Below are 16,026 nucleotides of genomic sequence, written 5' to 3'. Positions count from 1 at the left end.
CGTGCTCCTGAAAGTAGGAAAGTATAGAAAAAATCAAAGTAAATGCCGGACGAGAACTATTGGGGACTGCTGATGACAATTGACGATAACTGGCGATTGCTGTTGAAACTAAAGGCGCTATAGCATAGAGCTAAAAAGCGCCGTATTGTGATTCAGATGAAAATTATTCTGGCCAGATGGCTTGTAATACTTGCGCCAGATGAGCGCCAGCTTTCGTCAACGCATCTTCTTTGACGTTATACATGGTTTTTTCATACGCTAACGGTAAGGCGATAGACCAATTATTTCCTTTGACGTTGGGTGTACGCTGACTAAATTGCGCGCCGCCAAAAACCAGACGGGCGTTGCGGATCGATTCGTCTGCCCACAGCACTGGCCATTCTTGTATTGGCGCTGCATCTACGGCAACAGTTTTCGCTTTTTTCGCCAATGATTCGTTCATCCTGCCGCGCTTAAAATTTAGCGGCACATCGTCCCACAGCGAATGTAAATTACCACAAGGGCAATTTAAGGCATTGCCGCCAATGGTATTAGATGTTTTGTCATATTGCGTGTCGTCGGGATTAATGATTTTACCGTCTGCATCAAGATAAATCGAACCTACATGCAAAGGCTGGTGGATATCGCCAACATAATGTGTCAGCAACTCTAAGGCTTCGCGCGGATCTTTAATGCTAAATGGTGCTGGTGCCGGTTTGCCGCTCAGCACATCGATACTTGCCTGAATCGCGTGCACTACATCATGATCGCTGGTTCCTGTGTAACCTGTTTTGTAGTGGTCGTGCTGCAAGCTCACATCGGAGTAGTGATATTGTTTGTGACAGCTTTCTTCATCCGCGGCCGGGTTACAGTTGCTTTGATTGCGACGGACAAAATCAGCCAGTGCCTTGATGTCTTCCGGATTTTCAAATGGCTGACATTCTGGATAGCGTCCTGGCACGGTGTAAGCGTAGTCTTTTTCAGGGCTGATACCTTTTGCACAATCAGCCCATACGGATACTAGCTCCAGACTGCGATTGCCCAAAATGGATTTAACTTTTTCACCCGCCTTAGTCCCGACCAGCATCGCATCGGCAATCGCGCCTACTGTTTGGTGCCCGTCAGCGCCCCAGGCAAAAGCCAGTTGAGGTAAATAAACCAGGCTAGCTAGCATGCCAGCCATTATCTTTGAATTTATTCGTTTATTACTGCGGTTCTGCATAGAGTTATTAAGGCGTGTAGGCATACGATGTCCGAGGTATCCAAATAATTTTGATTAAGAGGGTAATTAATGAGTTTCAGTAAAGACATGGTTTAATTCTAGTCAAAGCTATTATCGCAACTTCTTTTCTGCGGGAAAGATTAAACCATTTTTTTGCATAGACCGTCGTTAAACCGAGAATTCCACTACATCGTTACAAATCCATGCAAAACCTAATGCATCGCTGAAGGTGTTGTCTGGACTTCCCCTAATTTCGTAGACAACTCTTAACTTCCAAACTTATTGTTCATTTTTTAAATCACAACATCGGATTTCCATAGGACTTACGCAAAATTGTCCCGTCAAGGCCTAGCGACGAAGATAGTACTTTAGTGCAGCTAGGGGCTAAAACGCAGCTGGAGCGGTTTCGCGTAAGTCCTATTCCATACTATTTCCTGAATGATGATTTACACCAAACTTTTAACCATCATTGACATTATTCTCATTTGAACGAGAGTAGAGTTCGTGATGGAAGAATATAATAAATACTTCCAATTAATATCAGAATCGCCCTGTCTCAATTGCGCTACCAATAATCTGAAAAATAATATCGGTATTGCTGCAATTTTATTGTTCTATTTTCCAAAAGAATGTATGCGACCACACGGAAACTTTACTACTTATATTGATGGCCAGGTATTGGTGTCAGAAGTGCGTGGGCAATGGAATATTGAACTACTGGACGCGTGGTTTAACGCGATGATGCCGCATATTGAAGAACTTTCTGCAAAAGGACTATGGGGCACGGTAGGGATCATGCATGATTCTTTGCTGTGTTCTCGCGAAGCCTTGGAAACATTAGCTTACAGAGCACAAATTGCAGTAGATAAGCGTCATTTGGTTTGCAGCGCATTTGTGGCAAAACAAGATGTTGAAGGACGTAACTTTATCGAACCAGTTTATGAAAAATTCTATAAAGGCGTTTGCCCGATCCAGTTTTTTGAAAACTACGAAGATGCCAAAAATTGGGTTATTCAGCAATGCGCGGATGTGACAAAAGCACATCTTCTTGATTAAGTCCTGCTGCTTTATTAATGCCAAATAGCTCATTTTCAATAACTGTCAGCACAACTTATCAGCACAATCAAACGGCGTATATTTTATTGAGCGTAAATAAACTGGCGAGATAAAAAACTATGGCGTGTCTTATCCACAATTCGACACAAACCCCAAACACCGTTAAACTTGTAAGCTTTTGTTTAATTTGGCCAATACCGTGTCTGACCTCAATTCTCCCGCCGATTCTGAAGCAATTCAGCCCTCTGTCACCGTTTCCAGTGATTTGATTAACCGCGAGGTTGAGCGTCGCCGTACTTTTGGCATTATTTCTCACCCAGACGCGGGTAAAACCACGCTGACCGAAAAACTTTTGATGTTTTCCGGTGCGATTCAGTTAGCGGGTACGGTCAAAGCGCGTAAGAGCGGTCGCCATGCCACCTCGGACTGGATGGAGATTGAAAAGCAGCGCGGCATTTCTGTCGCATCCTCCGTGATGCAGTTTGAATATCGTGATCACGTCGTCAATTTGCTAGACACACCAGGCCACCAGGATTTTTCTGAAGATACTTATCGTGTATTAACGGCAGTTGATTCTGCCTTGATGGTGATTGACGCTGCTAAGGGTGTGGAGGAGCAAACCCTCAAGCTGCTAAATGTATGCCGCATGCGCAATACGCCGATCATCACCTTTGTCAACAAGATGGATCGTGAAACCCGCGATCCTCTGGAATTGCTCGATGAGTTGGAATCAGTATTAAAAATTAAGTGTGCACCAGTGACATGGCCGATCGGAATGGGTAAAACCTTCCGCGGTGTGTACCATATTCTGCGCGATGAAATTTTGCTCTTCACACCAGGTAGCGAGCGTGCTGATCAAGAATTTGAAGTCGTCAGCGGAATCAACAATCCTCGTCTGGCAGAAATGTTCCCGCTAGAAATTGAACAGTTAAAAATGGAAGTGGAACTGGTGCACGGCGCCTCCCATCCGTTTAGTCTGGATGATTTTTTGGCAGGTGTTCAGACGCCTGTCTTCTTTGGTTCTGCAATCAATAACTTTGGCGTGCGCGAGATTCTCAATGCCTTGCTGGATTGGGCGCCGGCACCGCGTGAGCGTGATGCCAGCGTGCGTTCGGTAGCACCAAAAGAGGTGCCGTTCACTGGATTTATTTTTAAAATTCAAGCGAATATGGATCCCGCTCACCGTGACCGTATCGCCTTCTTACGGGTTTGTTCTGGGCGTTTTGAGCGCGGCATGAAACTCAAGCATTTACGCTTGAACCGCGAGATCAAAGTATCTTCTGTCGTAACCTTTATGGCGTCTTCCCGCGAGCAGGTGGAAGAAGCGTATGCAGGCGATATTATCGGTTTGCCGAATCACGGCAATATGCAAATTGGCGATAGTTTCTCTGAGGGCGAATTATTGCAGTTCACAGGGATTCCTTACTTTGCACCTGATTTTTTTCGCACAGCACGGATTCTGAATCCACTGAAAATCAAGCAATTGCAAAAGGGTTTACAGCAGCTGGGTGAGGAGGGCGCGGTACAAGTATTTAAGCCCGTGGTCAGCAGCGATTTGGTATTGGGCGCGGTTGGAGTATTGCAGTTTGAAGTGGTAGCAAGCAGGCTTAAAAATGAATATGGTGTCGATGCTGTGTTTGAAGGTACCAGCATCAGCAGCGCCCGGTGGATTACTTGCGACGATAAAAAAATGCTGGCTGATTTTGAACGCTCCAGCGCTGGCGGTAATATCGCTTTTGATGCTGCTGGCAATATGGCTTATCTGGCGACCTCCGGTGTCAATTTAAAGTTGACACAAGAACGTTGGCCTGGTGTGGTGTTCCATGCGACCCGTGAGCACGCCGCTAAGCTGGATTAAAATCCGAGGAAAAATCAAACAAAACCGCTAGTGAGAAATTACTGGCGGTTTTTTTATGAGGATTTAAATCGTGGCGCCAAAGATAAAGTCACCAGCGCAATCGCCAGCGGCAAAGTAGAAATAAATCCCAGATATTTGAATCCTGCTGCGCCGACTAAGCCTCCAATAAAAAATGCCGAGATCAGCATTGATTGTATTTTTAATTTAGTGCGATTGGCGACGACTTCCGATTGACTGGGGATGGTTTTGTTACGGTTCCAGTAAATTAATTTACCCAATTCAATCCCTATATCTGTGACTAAACCCGTGACATGCGTGGTACGGATTTCTGCGTTAGAAATTTTAGTAATCAGCGCATTTTGTAATCCCATCACATAGCACAACAATACCGCGGTGAACGATACCGTGATCACTTCATGCTGGCGCAATGTCGTACCGACTAGACCAAATAGTAAAAGCAAACTAGCTTCTAAAAGTAATACCGGTGTGTAGATATAGTCCGGCGTATTGCGTTTGGCATAGTTGACGATAATCGCGGTGCTGGCCGATCCTGAGATAAACGCAGCAAGCATCAGCAATGCCGCAAATGCGGGTATCAGCCGGCCTAAAATAATGTCATCTGCAGCTGAGGAGACGATCCCCGTCATGTGCGAGGTGTATTGCCCCACCGCCAAAAATCCACCGGCATTAAGCGCGCCAGCATTACAGGCTAAAGCAACACCCAGATGCAAATTGGTTTGCGCCGTGCGTTGAGGTGAGGTCAGTTGAGCAAGATAACTAAGTGGCATAGCGGCAATCGATGCAGATGTGAGCAAGTCCCTGAGATATTTAGGAGGATGATTCAGTGTAGCGGACGAAACGGAATAGCAGCAAGCTGATACGCTGATACCGTCGCAAATCAAAGTAATTTCAGGACTTATGCAAAACCGCCCCCCGCTGTGTTACAGCGCTGATCTGTACAAGTTGTCACTCGATCTGACAGGATGCATCAGATCGTGAATGTCGCGGTTGTGCCCTTAGGAGCTGGTCAAATGATTTTCTTAAGCGTCCGCATAGGGGCGAAAGCTGACATACGATTAAATCCAGTAGACATAAGCTTCCTCGGTGCATAAACTATCTCGCTTATCACGAATACAATTTTTAAGATAGATAAGCTACTTTGGTTGTTTGGAACTGGTTCGGAAGTGAGACGATCGGTATCCATGGAAGCTGTCGGCCTTTCCTGGTTATTTAGTGCTGTACCGCATATAGCGGAAAGCGTTACAGAGCAGGAGTTACGGACGGGTTGGCTTGCAAGGATGCCCGGACAAGCCGCCAGGTTATGCGGAGTTTTTTCACTCTATTTGAAGTTTGACATCTTACGAATCGATGCATACAGACGAGAATATAGCCTACCTGTCGTTGAGCTTTCATACTGCGTTGCCATTGGAGCAGCTAGCAGAGATGATTGGGCTTGTCGACGGTGAGTATGATTAAGAAAACGAGTATGAATGGGTGCTGGGCTCCTTTGGAGGGTTTTCAGACATTGATATTACACGTACTCATCGAGAGCAATCGCAAGATGTAGCGACTACGATACTTCGCTATAATTATGATAATCGAATTATCCCGCTTTCCTTGCTGGAGTAATTTATTAATGTATTACAGAACGTCGCAAGTGATTTCATGTTGCAGGGAATAGTGAATGGGCATCTTTTTGAAGAACCGTGACAGACCCGATGAAGAGCATGCTTTTCGGTCTAACTTGTCGCTCGATGCCCACGCTGCGTGTGGGTTAACTTAGTCGTTAGGCAAACATGCATCGATTCATCGCGCTCGCTCTGCTGTCACTACTCGCGTCAATGGCTGTCGCTTTTACGGTGGGCAGCGAGGCGCTTGCAGTCTTAATTCTTAGTCTGGCAGTGCTCGTCAGCTTCGTCGCCATATGCACTGGTGGGTATTCAATCATCAGCCTCATAGTCACTGCAATTTCTGAGCGTCAGAAGTTCACTCTTTGCGTAAGGCCTCTCTGGTTGAGCTTTGTAAATGCAATTGCCTCTATCGCATTTCTTTGGTGGCTCACCAAGGCTGCGGCTGTCATGGCCAACCTATGAAGTCCGCTTTCACAACTTCATGCTTCTCCGTCAGCAATGGCTCAAAATGCAAGTACAAACCGTGTCCTCACGCCAGCCTAACATTAGGTTCAAAGCAGACGCCCATACTCCGCATCGCTTCGGATACGCCTTATGGGCGCCGGTTAACCTAGCGTTAAGTTTCAAAAATGGCACATCCAGACGCACACTTAATTCTCGAACTCTATGCCGCCGGAGAGCGTTCCTTTTCCGACTTAGACCTGGACAGTATTTGCTTGGATTTTTCAGCGGCAATGCTCATGGATAGCGATTTTTCTGGATCGTTCATTAATGCAAACTTTAGGGGGGCGAATCTTGCAAGAGTGAAATTCGAGAATGGAAACGTTAAGTGTTGCGATTTCACTGAGGCCAATCTTGAAGGTGCATCGTTTAAAGGAAGTGCAATTGACGGAGCTATTTTTATTGGGGCGAAGTTGATCAATGTTAATTTTTTGGCTGCTTCTGAACAAGGGCACATTTATTCAATCGACGAGCTACCGTTCGATGCAACTTAACAAGACAGTCGATGGTGACTCCGTGTTAATGTTTACCCATTATGTTAGCTGCAGCTCGCGGTGCATATCACTTTTGCGTTATGTTTCAGCCAAATGATGCCTGTCGATAAATTTGACACAAATGCCGCAGAGATAATCGTCGCTTTGGGAAATGCTTCCGACCTTGGGCTGCTTGAGTGGGTACAAGATTTAAATTGGCCAGTGGCGCGAGTACTTGCACCGTTCCTTGCAAACCCCGGAAGCGTTGTTTTTCCCGGCATTCGCCAAGTCCTCACGTCGAATGACGATACTTGGAAGGTCAGCATACTTAACGGTGTAGTTGCTCAATCATCAGAACTGATCCGGCTTCTTCGTCATGATCTTAAACGTCTTGCGAGTGAGCCTACCCCGGGTGAACGTGCGGAAGAGCTTAACGAACTGGCGCTTGAGTTACTGGAATCGAAATGACGCCATCGCATAAAAAATCATTCCAGCGGATGCCTGCGGCGTCGCTGAATTCAAGACGTTAGCCATCACAATGACCGCATCCATTGGACACGAGTCAGCCATGCAAGCGGTACGAGATACGACGTCGATCATGGCATCTATCAGGAACGCGAGCGAGGACGATATCGTGAATCGCCTGACTGCCTTGGGATATTCAGCTTCAAGTGCAGAGAAGCTCAACGTATTCATCCCAATGGCGTTTGCGTGGGTGCTTTTGCAGCGCATGGTATTAGTTTCATTGTCTTGGGGCTTATCAGTGGCGCATGCCTCGCCATAATCCCGCCGATGTTGTGGCTCTACTCCACACTTCGTCATCCGGCTAGGCATCACTTGTCAGCGGCAGAGGTCTTGTGGTTCATGGCGGGTTGCTTTGCGGTCGGCTCGTTGGTCGGTCCGTTTTACTATCGACACATCGCGCGTAAATATGGTCTCGTTTGCTGGTCAAGCTTTCGCGGCAAGCGCCAAGATTCGTAGGGACGTCCATGAAGCGTGAAGCACTTAACGATTCAATCGAGAGAACAGCACTCTGCAAGCCGCGCGCCGCCTCTCATCTCAAACCTTAAAACATCATCGCTAGTGTCACCTCTCAGTCTCAACCAGACGTACGTTTGATGATCGCTAATAACCGCAATTTGCCTATTTCAGACGTTCATTATCTGACACGCTGCGTTCGGTTGGATTGCAACTACGACAGCTTATCCGTATAAAGTAATCTCATCGTCACGATACCTTGCAGAGATAATTTTAATAAATCCTAAATTTAATCGTTTTCAGGAGATTGTTATGACCATTAAATTAATTCGCGGCCAGACCCGCGATATTGGCTTCCCAGTGAAGCGTTTGCTGCCGGATGCAACGATAAGACGCATCGGACCGTTTGTATTTTTTGATCATATGGGTCCGGCGTTCTTCACTCCAGGTGGGCACGCCGGTGACGTTAGACCCCATCCACACATTGGTCTGGCAACGGTGACCTACTTGTTTAGCGGCGCAATGATGCACAGAGATAGTCTGGGTAGTGTGCAGCGAATTGTGCCTGGAGATATTAACTGGATGACTGCGGGACGCGGGATAGTGCATTCAGAACGTATGCCTGAGGATATCCGTGAACAAGGCATCGCAGTACAGGGTTTGCAGATGTGGGTAGCGTTGCCGGAAAAAGATGAAGAGATTACGCCAGCCTTCCATCATTATCCGGCGGATGAATTGCCACGGATTGAATGGACTGGCGTGCGGCTGCATGTCTTGGCAGGTCGGGTGTTTGACCAGACTTCGCCAGTGGTTTGTCATAGCCCCACTTTATATGTGGCCGCATGGCTGGATCTGGGCGCTACGCTGGATATTCCGGCGACAGCGGCGGCGTACGCTGAGCGAGGCTTATACGTTATCAGTGGCGGCGTCGTTGTGAATGGGCAGCCTATAGAGGCGGGCACGCTGCTGGTGCTAGAAGCTGGCGAGGATATTGTGATCAAGGCCGATGCCGATAGTATTTTGATGCTGTTGGGCGGCGACGCCTTGGAGAAAGCGCCCAGCTTGTGGTGGAATTTTGTGTCCACTTCTAAGGAGCGTTTAGAGGCCGCGAAACTAGCATGGGCCAATCAGGACACAAGCCTGTTCCCGCCGGTGCCGGGTGAGTCGGAATGGATACCCTTGCCTGATCACTAGCACTACTAAAGCGTGCCTGACATCGCGATAGTTGCTAGGTGATGGCGATATGAATGTGGGCAAAAGGGTAGTTAGGCGATGATTAAACACATCTATTCAGCGTGAGAATAGGTCTTTTTTTTATCGTCAATTTAATATACTCCCACTAGGTATATATGGAGTGTCCATTTATTAATTGGACAATAAGGCATATTTGGCAAAATAAATGGGGAGTATATTAAATTTGCCAAATTTTACGTAGATAACTGCTTGTTTATAATCCCCCGCCATGTTGTTTATTCAGGCCGATGATAAAGGGCGCACCGGATCGTTTTTTCAATGATCAGCTAACTGAATTATTCAACAAAGCTTACCGGGACGCATGTCGTTTCTGCGTGCCTTTAGCCGTAATCTTGCTGTTGCTCTAACAACCGCAGCCCACAGAGCAACAGCTTTAAGAACCATCACTTGCAAGCGAGCCGCCTAAGCTGACGCGGCTCTTTTATCGTTCAAGCGCCGCAGCAAACCATTGGTGGTGCGCGGCCATCCGATTGGGCCAAACCAAGCGCCGCCAGCAATCGCAGTCGCATTGACTACCCCATAAATCACCAGCGCAACAGCTTGCGCCAAAAATACACCAGCCAAGCCGCCGCTATGATGCATTGCCATCCAGCCACCGATACCAGCAACCGACAGGCGGACAATATTACCTAGCAACGGCCACATCAAACGCCCAGCTCCTTGCGAGCAAAAATACAGCGTCAGACCCAGTCCGAAGAAGCCATACACTGGACCAACTATATGCAGATATTGTGAACCCGCTTCCAGCATCGCCGGGTCGCTGTTAAAAATACTCAGCCAGGCGTGCGGGAAAAATGCGGCCCATAGACCAATCAGTTCTGTGACCACAAACGCCATGCCAGCGCCAATCCAGCTTGCCCGCAAAGCCCGCTCATGCTGACCTGCGCCTATGCAGGTGCCGACCATGGTGACTAATGGGCCGCCCAAGCCAAATACCAGCGGTACCAGCAAATATTCAAGCCTTGATGCAGTGCCATAACCGGCAATCGCGGCAGTGCCAAAGCTGCCTACAAATGCCGTCGCAATACCAATGGTGACATTGGTCGCAACCGTAGATACTGCGCCGATCAATCCCACTTTTAAAATGTCGCCAAACAATTTTTTCTGGAATGTGAAGTTGACCAGAGTTGGACGTAATAAGCTTTTGCTGGATCGCAGGTAAATAAAAAATACGATACAACCGACAAAATAATATGCCAGCAAGGCCATCGCACCGCCGGCAATACCCATAGGCGGGATAGGTCCCCAGCCAAAGATCAGCAAGGGTGACAAAGGAATCAATACCACCGTTCCCACGCAAGTCACCATCGCCGGAAAAGCCATATTGCCGGTACCCCGGATAATCGCCGCGAAGCAGTTAAATAACCAGATCAGCACCGCACCTGAGAATACCCAGCTGGAATAAGTGAGTGCAGCATCTAGCGAGCCGCCATTGCCGCCCATCTGGCTATACAGCCAATGTCCGCCCGTCAGCACAATCAGCGTAAACGTCAATCCAAATCCAAGCGCAATCAACATTGCATGCAACACCAATGCATCGGCATCAGCCCGCCGCCGAGCGCCCAGTGCCCGCGCAATTGCAGATGCAATCCCACCGCCTACTGCACCGCCCGACATCATTTGCATCAACATCACAACAGGGAAGGTCAGCGCCATACCTGCCAGCGCATCGGTACCTAATTTGCCGACGAAATAAGTTTCGATCAAGCCCACTGCGGCTTGTGCTGCCATCACCAAAACATTCGGTGCGCCTAGCCGCAATAAGGTCGATAAAATCGGTGCTTCCAGCAACAGCCTAGTGCGTGCATCCATTGATGTATCAGGTATGGCGGTTGCCGCTACTAGCTTTATCGTATCTGGAGTAGCGCTCATTTGAGCGCTTATGTTAGTGCTGGGAGCGGTTTGCATACGATCTTTCAATATGGGTTTGCAGCATGGTTTTACTAATTGAGCTTCTTGCAAAATACCCAAACCAGTAAAGTCGAGCATGGGTGTGGCCACTGTTGCGATTGGTTTTCTTGTTTGAAGCGGCACATGTGACATGAATTTGTGCCGGATTATCGTTTTATGGCGTGTCAATCCCTATGTGACCATCACTGCCCCTATGAACGTTGGGAAACGTTGTTTTTTTCGACTCTTTAAAAGCAAAGCTGTTACGTAAATAAACGCATCAACTGATCTGCGGTCAATACCAATAAACCAAACATCAAATGCGACATCACTTTTTCGCTACCACGCACCCGTACTGTCGTGCCACCAAATTCGTCTTTCAGCCTGCCATTGGTACGTTCAGCTTGCGTGCGTTCTTTATAACGCTGTTGTTCATGCGGGGCGAACGGTTTCTTCTCCCCGCCGCGTGCGTTGTGATCAATTAATGGCACGTGGCCAAGACTTTTGCTGTGTGCCCTTAACTCTTCACTGCAATACGCTGCATCCATCAAATCGTACAAATTCGTTACTCGTGCGGCCGTCATCGTTGCTAACGGCACCGCCGTTTGACTATCGTGCACCGAGGCGCTGGTCAATAGCGCACTGATGGCAACGCCGCAGTCAGCGGTGTCGATATGCAGCTTGTAGCCGTTCCAACTCACTTTATAACCTTGCGCATTGCATTTAGTGCCGCGGTCACACTCTTTGGGTAAAGCATTGACGATGCTCGGTAAAGTTTGCGTCAACTGCCAGCCTATCTTGGTCACTTTCTCTTCCTTTGGCGGCCTTATCTCGCCTTTCTTTGGCCGTCCACGGCGCTGCTTTTGGGCCTTTTCTACGGAAACAACTTTCATGTGTTTCTTCGGCTTCTCGCGCGCCGCAATCGCCGTGCCGTCACGGCTGATGTGTCCAATGAGGCTGTCGCCTAAATAACTCTTGATCAGCGCTTCGTGCACTTTCTCCGCTAATTTGGCTTGGGCAAATTCGCCAAAGGCGCGCGAAAAAGTGGCTTCATTCGGAACTTCTTTCCACATCTCAAAGCCGCACAGCCGTTTTAAACTGCGATCCATCGTCAATCGTTCTATTAAGGCCGCTGTTGTATTGAGCCCCAACACAGCTTTGGCGATGAAGGCGCTGGCCAATGCACCACGGTCATGCGGTTTGCGTCCTATCCCTTGCCATTGGTCCGACACAAATTCTTCGATGCGCACCCAGTCTAGTACATGAATCAATTTTTCCAGCTTCGGCGTCAGTGACCCGCATTGCTGTTTTATCTCCGGTAGCAAATCGTGTTGCAGTAAATTCCAGCGTTGCATTATCAGCAGGCGTTGTGTAGGATTCATAGCGGAGCGCAGATGGTTGTTTAGTCACTTTCATCTTGCCAGAAATGGCCGCTCCTTTCTCATCTATTTTGCGCTTCTCGCAATAAAATTACTCTCCGGTGTTTCGTTTTGCAAGAACCTCAATTAACTCGGATTAACTTCTTGATCAATTCAGTAATTAGTTTCAAGAGTATTAATCTGCATTTTGATGTGCAAAAAATCCGCGTACCGCCGCCAGTAATTCATCTGACAAAGGATCGCCCTTGGTCGCTCTTGCCAGCGTCATTGCGCCGACCACGGTTGCCATTGCCACCAGTGCTTGCTCACGCTGAGTTTGCGCGCCTGCACCCGCCATAGTTTCAAGTGCTTTTGCCATATTTTTAATGCCGCTCAGATAGGCGTCGCGCACTGGTTTACCCGGCGTTTCGCGCATCACATCCGTCGCAAATGCCACCGCCGGGCAACCTTGGCCGGCATTATCTCTATGGCGCGAGGTCAGATAATGGTCGGCATAGTTTTTTAAACTGGCGGCACCGTCCACGCCTGAGCCTGCTTGTTTTGTGCGTTTTTCCCGGCTCTGTGCTGCTTTTGCAAAGGCGTGTTCACAGGCGACAGCGGCGAGTTCGTCCTTTGAGGCGAAGTGGCCATAAAACCCGCCATGCGTCAGCCCAGCTGCCGACATCAAATCCGCCACGCTGACACCAGCAATACCTTGCTCGCGGAATAAGCGAGCCGAAACATCTTCAATCGTCGCACGATTGGATTCCATTTGTTCGCGTGATACCCGTGGCATTACCTGCTCCCGATTTGGTCAATAAATACATCATAGATGATAATCATCATAAATAAAATAGATTATTAGTATCATCTATAAAAATTTAAAAATAACTTATTTCTAGGCTTGTTAGACGGTTGGCGGTGTTTATCTTGCTCAGGAACAGCAAGGGTATTTCCATACTGAGAGAGAATTGGGTACGGTTGTTGCAGGACTGTTTTATTAGCTGTAAATCACTCAATAGTTTTTGATGCGCAAACATGGTCGAAACTAGAGTGAATAAATAACTACTAGCAAACGACCTGTATGGATGAGGTTTTCCGGCGTCAGTATTCTCAGCCTATGAATAGCATCACGCTGAGTCCGATCATAGAAATTGCGATCGCCGTATCTAGTAAGCGCCATGCGATTGATTTGCTGAATAGCGGCGCGAGTTTGCGTGCGCCGAACCCCAGCGCAAAGAACCAGGCGAAACTAGCCATTGAGCCGCCAAGTCCAAAAATCCATCGACCCGCGCCTTGGCGCTGATTGGCTAGCGAGCCCAGAAGGATCACTGTATCCAGATAAACATGTGGATTGAGAAAAGTGAAGCTTAGACAAGTCGCTATGGCGGTGCCCAGGGATGCGCCAATCTCGGCGTTAACCACTAGGCGATTTGACTGGAGTGCTCGCTTTCCCGCAGCGATACCATATGCCGCCAAAAATATCGCTCCGCCATATCGTGCGAAAGTTAGTACAGCAGGATTCGATTGAATCAGTAGTCCAAGACCTGCAACCCCAGCCATGATCAGCAATGCGTCTGCGCAGGAGCACACTAGAACGACCGGAACAATATGCTCATTCCGTATACCTTGTCGTAAGACAAAAGAATTCTGAGCCCCGATGGCGAGTATGAGGGTTGCTCCCGATAGAAATCCAGAGAGAAAATCAGAGATCATATAAACCTAGCGCAATCAATAAAGTAATAAAGGGATAGCGCAGATTATTCAGCTAGAATCATTAAGTAAAGCTAAATATTTTTAATCTACATTAGAAAAAATGAATATCAAAGTCGATAATGCCCAGCTATCCGCATTTGCTGCCGTACTGAATGAGGGAACCTTTGAGCTTGCTGCCCGGAAGTTAAACCTGACACCTTCAGCAATTAGTCAGCGAATCAAGTTGCTTGAGGATCGTTTGGGGCAAATCCTGATCCAACGCACAACACCCTGCCAGCCTACGGCAGCAGGGCGTATATTTTTGCGTTATGCCGAGCAGGTGGCTTTGCTGGAATCAGAAATGTTTTCTGGTTTATCTGTGCAAACAGAAGATGCTTCTGTTGCCGTAAGAATTCCGATTGTCTTGAATGCGGATTCGTTGGATAGCTGGTTTAGTTCAGTATTTCAGGCGGTTGCACTTGATGGTTCGATGATATTGGATGTCAGAACCGAGGATCAGGATTACTCAATGGCGCTATTGCGCGAAGGTAGCGTAATGGCTGGAGTGAGTACCAGCACAGATGCAATTCAAGGATGTAAAGTTGAGCCGCTGGGTGTCATGCGTTATCTGGCAGTTGCTACAACGGAGTTCAAGACACGCTATTTTCCAAAGGGCGTTAATGCAAAAGCGCTTGAGCTTGCCCCTATGTTGAAGTTCAATCAAAAGGATGCATTGCAAGACGTTTTTATATCACGCTTCACGACAAATTTAATTCGACCACGTATACACATGATTCCATCTACCCGCTCATTTTTTCAGGCGGCGTGCGCAGGTCTTGGTTGGGGCATGATGCCAGAGCACATTGTTGAGTCAGCTTTGCAGCGAGGGGAACTGATCCATATCGCGAAGAAGTATCCGCTAGATATTTCATTGTATTGGCATCGCTGGAGAATTAGTTCAACTTATCTGGATCGTATTTCCTCGATGGTTCACGAGGCAGCACAAAAGACCTTGCGCTAATCATTCAAAAGTAATTTCTTTTTAGTCGCGCGTGAAAAATGCGTGTTCGCCAGCTAAGACAACTCATTCAGTTCTGCCATCCATAACGCCGCGTCTATGTGACGGAATATGCGCCGCAGGATCGTCTTGGGAAAATACATAATGTTGGAATAAAGCACCCCAGGCGGCTCTTTGATCTGGCGGTAGTTGTTTTAAATTCGTCAGACAATGCACCAGACATTCAAAGGGCGTACTTGGCGCTTGTTCAGTGCGGATCGAGCCGCCCCACCAATAGTTGATCAAGACATTGAACTTGCTCAGCGACTCCACATGATGCCACCACAAAGTTGGGATATAGACTGCATCACCAGGCTCCAGTTCTGCAACGAGAGCATGTTCCAGTGCTTGTTTGAACCGGGGGAATTGCTGAAAATCCGGCTGTTTGAACGACACCAGACTTATCGGTGAGTTGGTTGGTGCAAAGTCTAAAGGGCCAATATACAAGTTGCCCACCTGATCTGGTGGGAAGATCGTAAAGCGTCGCTTACCGCTGACAACACAGGCAATATTGTAGGAAGTGTCAATATGAGCAGGTGTCGTCACCTTGTTGCCAAGCCAGATTCGGGGAGCGATTTGCTCACTCATGAATGGCAAAACATTGTCCACCAAAAAGCCAGGCAGACATTCAGCGATTAATGCACTTTGTATCGCGAGGGAAGGTGCCTGATCAAACTGGCTGTAGCGCATGATTTGATCTAACACCGCCGAGATTGATAATTTATTCCGTAAAAAATTAAAACCATCCAACGTCTCATTATAAAAAATACGGCCGTCCTCTTGGGGCGGTGTCAGTATCACATCGACGGCGGCACCGTTATCCAGATTTTTTAAATAACGATAAGTAGCCTCTGCCGACGCTTGCTGAGCTGAGGGCCAATGTTTAACAAATCCGCGTAAGACGCAGGGCTGGTGCGCACCAATCACATCGCGCAAAAAAGTCGTTTCATCCAGGTGATGAAATTCTCTCAGTGGCTTTAATTCAAGGTTTGACATGAGTTGTATTCTTTAAAAGTAGCGATGTACTTTGATCTGGCTTCTCAAATTCATACTAGCGAAGCGGGTGGTGGTGGT

Annotated in this window: 15 protein-coding genes; 7 read left to right on the top strand and 8 right to left on the bottom strand. The window is 47.7% G+C overall.

The genetic code is table 11. The features are described 5' to 3' along the window. Positions 1-163: 163 nt before the first annotated feature. Positions 164-1,225: a S1/P1 nuclease gene (locus tag RGU72_RS09905; protein ID WP_322119562.1), complete on the bottom strand. Its 1,062-nt coding sequence runs from the start codon at positions 1,223-1,225 to the stop codon at positions 164-166. A 483-nt stretch (positions 1,226-1,708) separates the two neighbouring features. On the opposite strand from RGU72_RS09905, the gene RGU72_RS09900 reads away from it, so the two are divergent. Both RGU72_RS09900 and RGU72_RS09895 read left to right on the top strand, forming a co-directional pair. Then, positions 1,709-2,257 (top strand): hypothetical protein, encoded by a 549-nt coding sequence (locus RGU72_RS09900; RefSeq protein ID WP_322119561.1) that lies wholly within the window; start codon positions 1,709-1,711, stop codon positions 2,255-2,257. 235 nt (positions 2,258-2,492) lie between these two features. Further along, positions 2,493-4,115 (top strand): peptide chain release factor 3, encoded by a 1,623-nt coding sequence (locus tag RGU72_RS09895; protein ID WP_322121615.1) that lies wholly within the window; start codon positions 2,493-2,495, stop codon positions 4,113-4,115. 53 nt (positions 4,116-4,168) lie between these two features. On the opposite strand, the gene RGU72_RS09890 is transcribed toward RGU72_RS09895, so the two are convergent. Continuing rightward, positions 4,169-4,903: a YoaK family protein gene (locus RGU72_RS09890; RefSeq protein ID WP_322121614.1), complete on the bottom strand. Its 735-nt coding sequence runs from the start codon at positions 4,901-4,903 to the stop codon at positions 4,169-4,171. 998 nt (positions 4,904-5,901) lie between these two features. After that, on the bottom strand, positions 5,902-6,063 hold the full coding sequence (locus RGU72_RS09885; RefSeq protein ID WP_322119560.1) for a hypothetical protein: 162 nt from the start codon (positions 6,061-6,063) through the stop codon (positions 5,902-5,904). A 312-nt stretch (positions 6,064-6,375) separates the two neighbouring features. Here RGU72_RS09885 and RGU72_RS09880 point away from each other — a divergent pair, with 312 nt between their 5' ends. From RGU72_RS09880 to RGU72_RS09865, 4 genes are all read left to right on the top strand, one after another. Further along, the gene (locus RGU72_RS09880) at positions 6,376-6,741 is read left to right on the top strand and encodes a pentapeptide repeat-containing protein (RefSeq protein ID WP_322119559.1); all 366 of its coding nucleotides are present in this window, start codon (positions 6,376-6,378) and stop codon (positions 6,739-6,741) included. Positions 6,742-6,837: 96 nt separating this feature from the next. Then, the gene (locus tag RGU72_RS09875) at positions 6,838-7,188 is read left to right on the top strand and encodes a DUF5071 domain-containing protein (protein ID WP_322119558.1); all 351 of its coding nucleotides are present in this window, start codon (positions 6,838-6,840) and stop codon (positions 7,186-7,188) included. A 70-nt stretch (positions 7,189-7,258) separates the two neighbouring features. Beyond that, entirely contained in the window at positions 7,259-7,504 is a 246-nt protein-coding gene (locus RGU72_RS09870; protein WP_322119557.1) for a hypothetical protein, read from the top strand. Positions 7,505-8,010: 506 nt separating this feature from the next. After that, a complete protein-coding gene (locus RGU72_RS09865) occupies positions 8,011-8,892 on the top strand; it encodes a pirin family protein (protein WP_322119556.1) in 882 nt (293 codons plus the stop codon). 462 nt (positions 8,893-9,354) lie between these two features. Here RGU72_RS09865 and RGU72_RS09860 read toward each other — a convergent pair whose 3' ends face one another. The 4 genes from RGU72_RS09860 to RGU72_RS09845 form a co-directional block, all read right to left on the bottom strand. Beyond that, positions 9,355-10,824, bottom strand: a complete 1,470-nt coding sequence (locus tag RGU72_RS09860; protein ID WP_322119555.1) for an MATE family efflux transporter — start codon at positions 10,822-10,824, stop codon at positions 9,355-9,357. A 281-nt stretch (positions 10,825-11,105) separates the two neighbouring features. Beyond that, a complete protein-coding gene (locus tag RGU72_RS09855) occupies positions 11,106-12,224 on the bottom strand; it encodes a transposase (protein ID WP_322117783.1) in 1,119 nt (372 codons plus the stop codon). Positions 12,225-12,396: 172 nt separating this feature from the next. Then, positions 12,397-12,996 carry a TetR/AcrR family transcriptional regulator gene (locus RGU72_RS09850; RefSeq protein WP_322119554.1) on the bottom strand — a complete coding sequence of 200 codons (600 nt, stop codon included), beginning with the start codon at positions 12,994-12,996 and terminating at the stop codon, positions 12,397-12,399. A gap of 317 nt (positions 12,997-13,313) precedes the next feature. Next, complete coding sequence (locus tag RGU72_RS09845) at positions 13,314-13,916, bottom strand: LysE/ArgO family amino acid transporter (protein WP_322119553.1); 603 nt, start codon at positions 13,914-13,916, stop codon at positions 13,314-13,316. 100 nt (positions 13,917-14,016) lie between these two features. Here RGU72_RS09845 and RGU72_RS09840 point away from each other — a divergent pair, with 100 nt between their 5' ends. Beyond that, positions 14,017-14,916 (top strand): LysR family transcriptional regulator ArgP, encoded by a 900-nt coding sequence (locus tag RGU72_RS09840; RefSeq protein WP_322119552.1) that lies wholly within the window; start codon positions 14,017-14,019, stop codon positions 14,914-14,916. 63 nt (positions 14,917-14,979) lie between these two features. Here RGU72_RS09840 and RGU72_RS09835 read toward each other — a convergent pair whose 3' ends face one another. Next, positions 14,980-15,948, bottom strand: coding sequence for a cupin-like domain-containing protein (locus tag RGU72_RS09835; protein WP_322119551.1), 969 nt, complete (start codon positions 15,946-15,948; stop codon positions 14,980-14,982). Positions 15,949-16,026 lie beyond the last annotated feature (78 nt).

The organism is Undibacterium sp. 5I1, from assembly GCF_034314085.1.
Lineage (GTDB): Bacteria > Pseudomonadota > Gammaproteobacteria > Burkholderiales > Burkholderiaceae_D > Undibacterium.
Note: the sequence above shows the minus strand (reverse complement) of the source record. Positions and strands in the feature narration are given on the sequence as shown.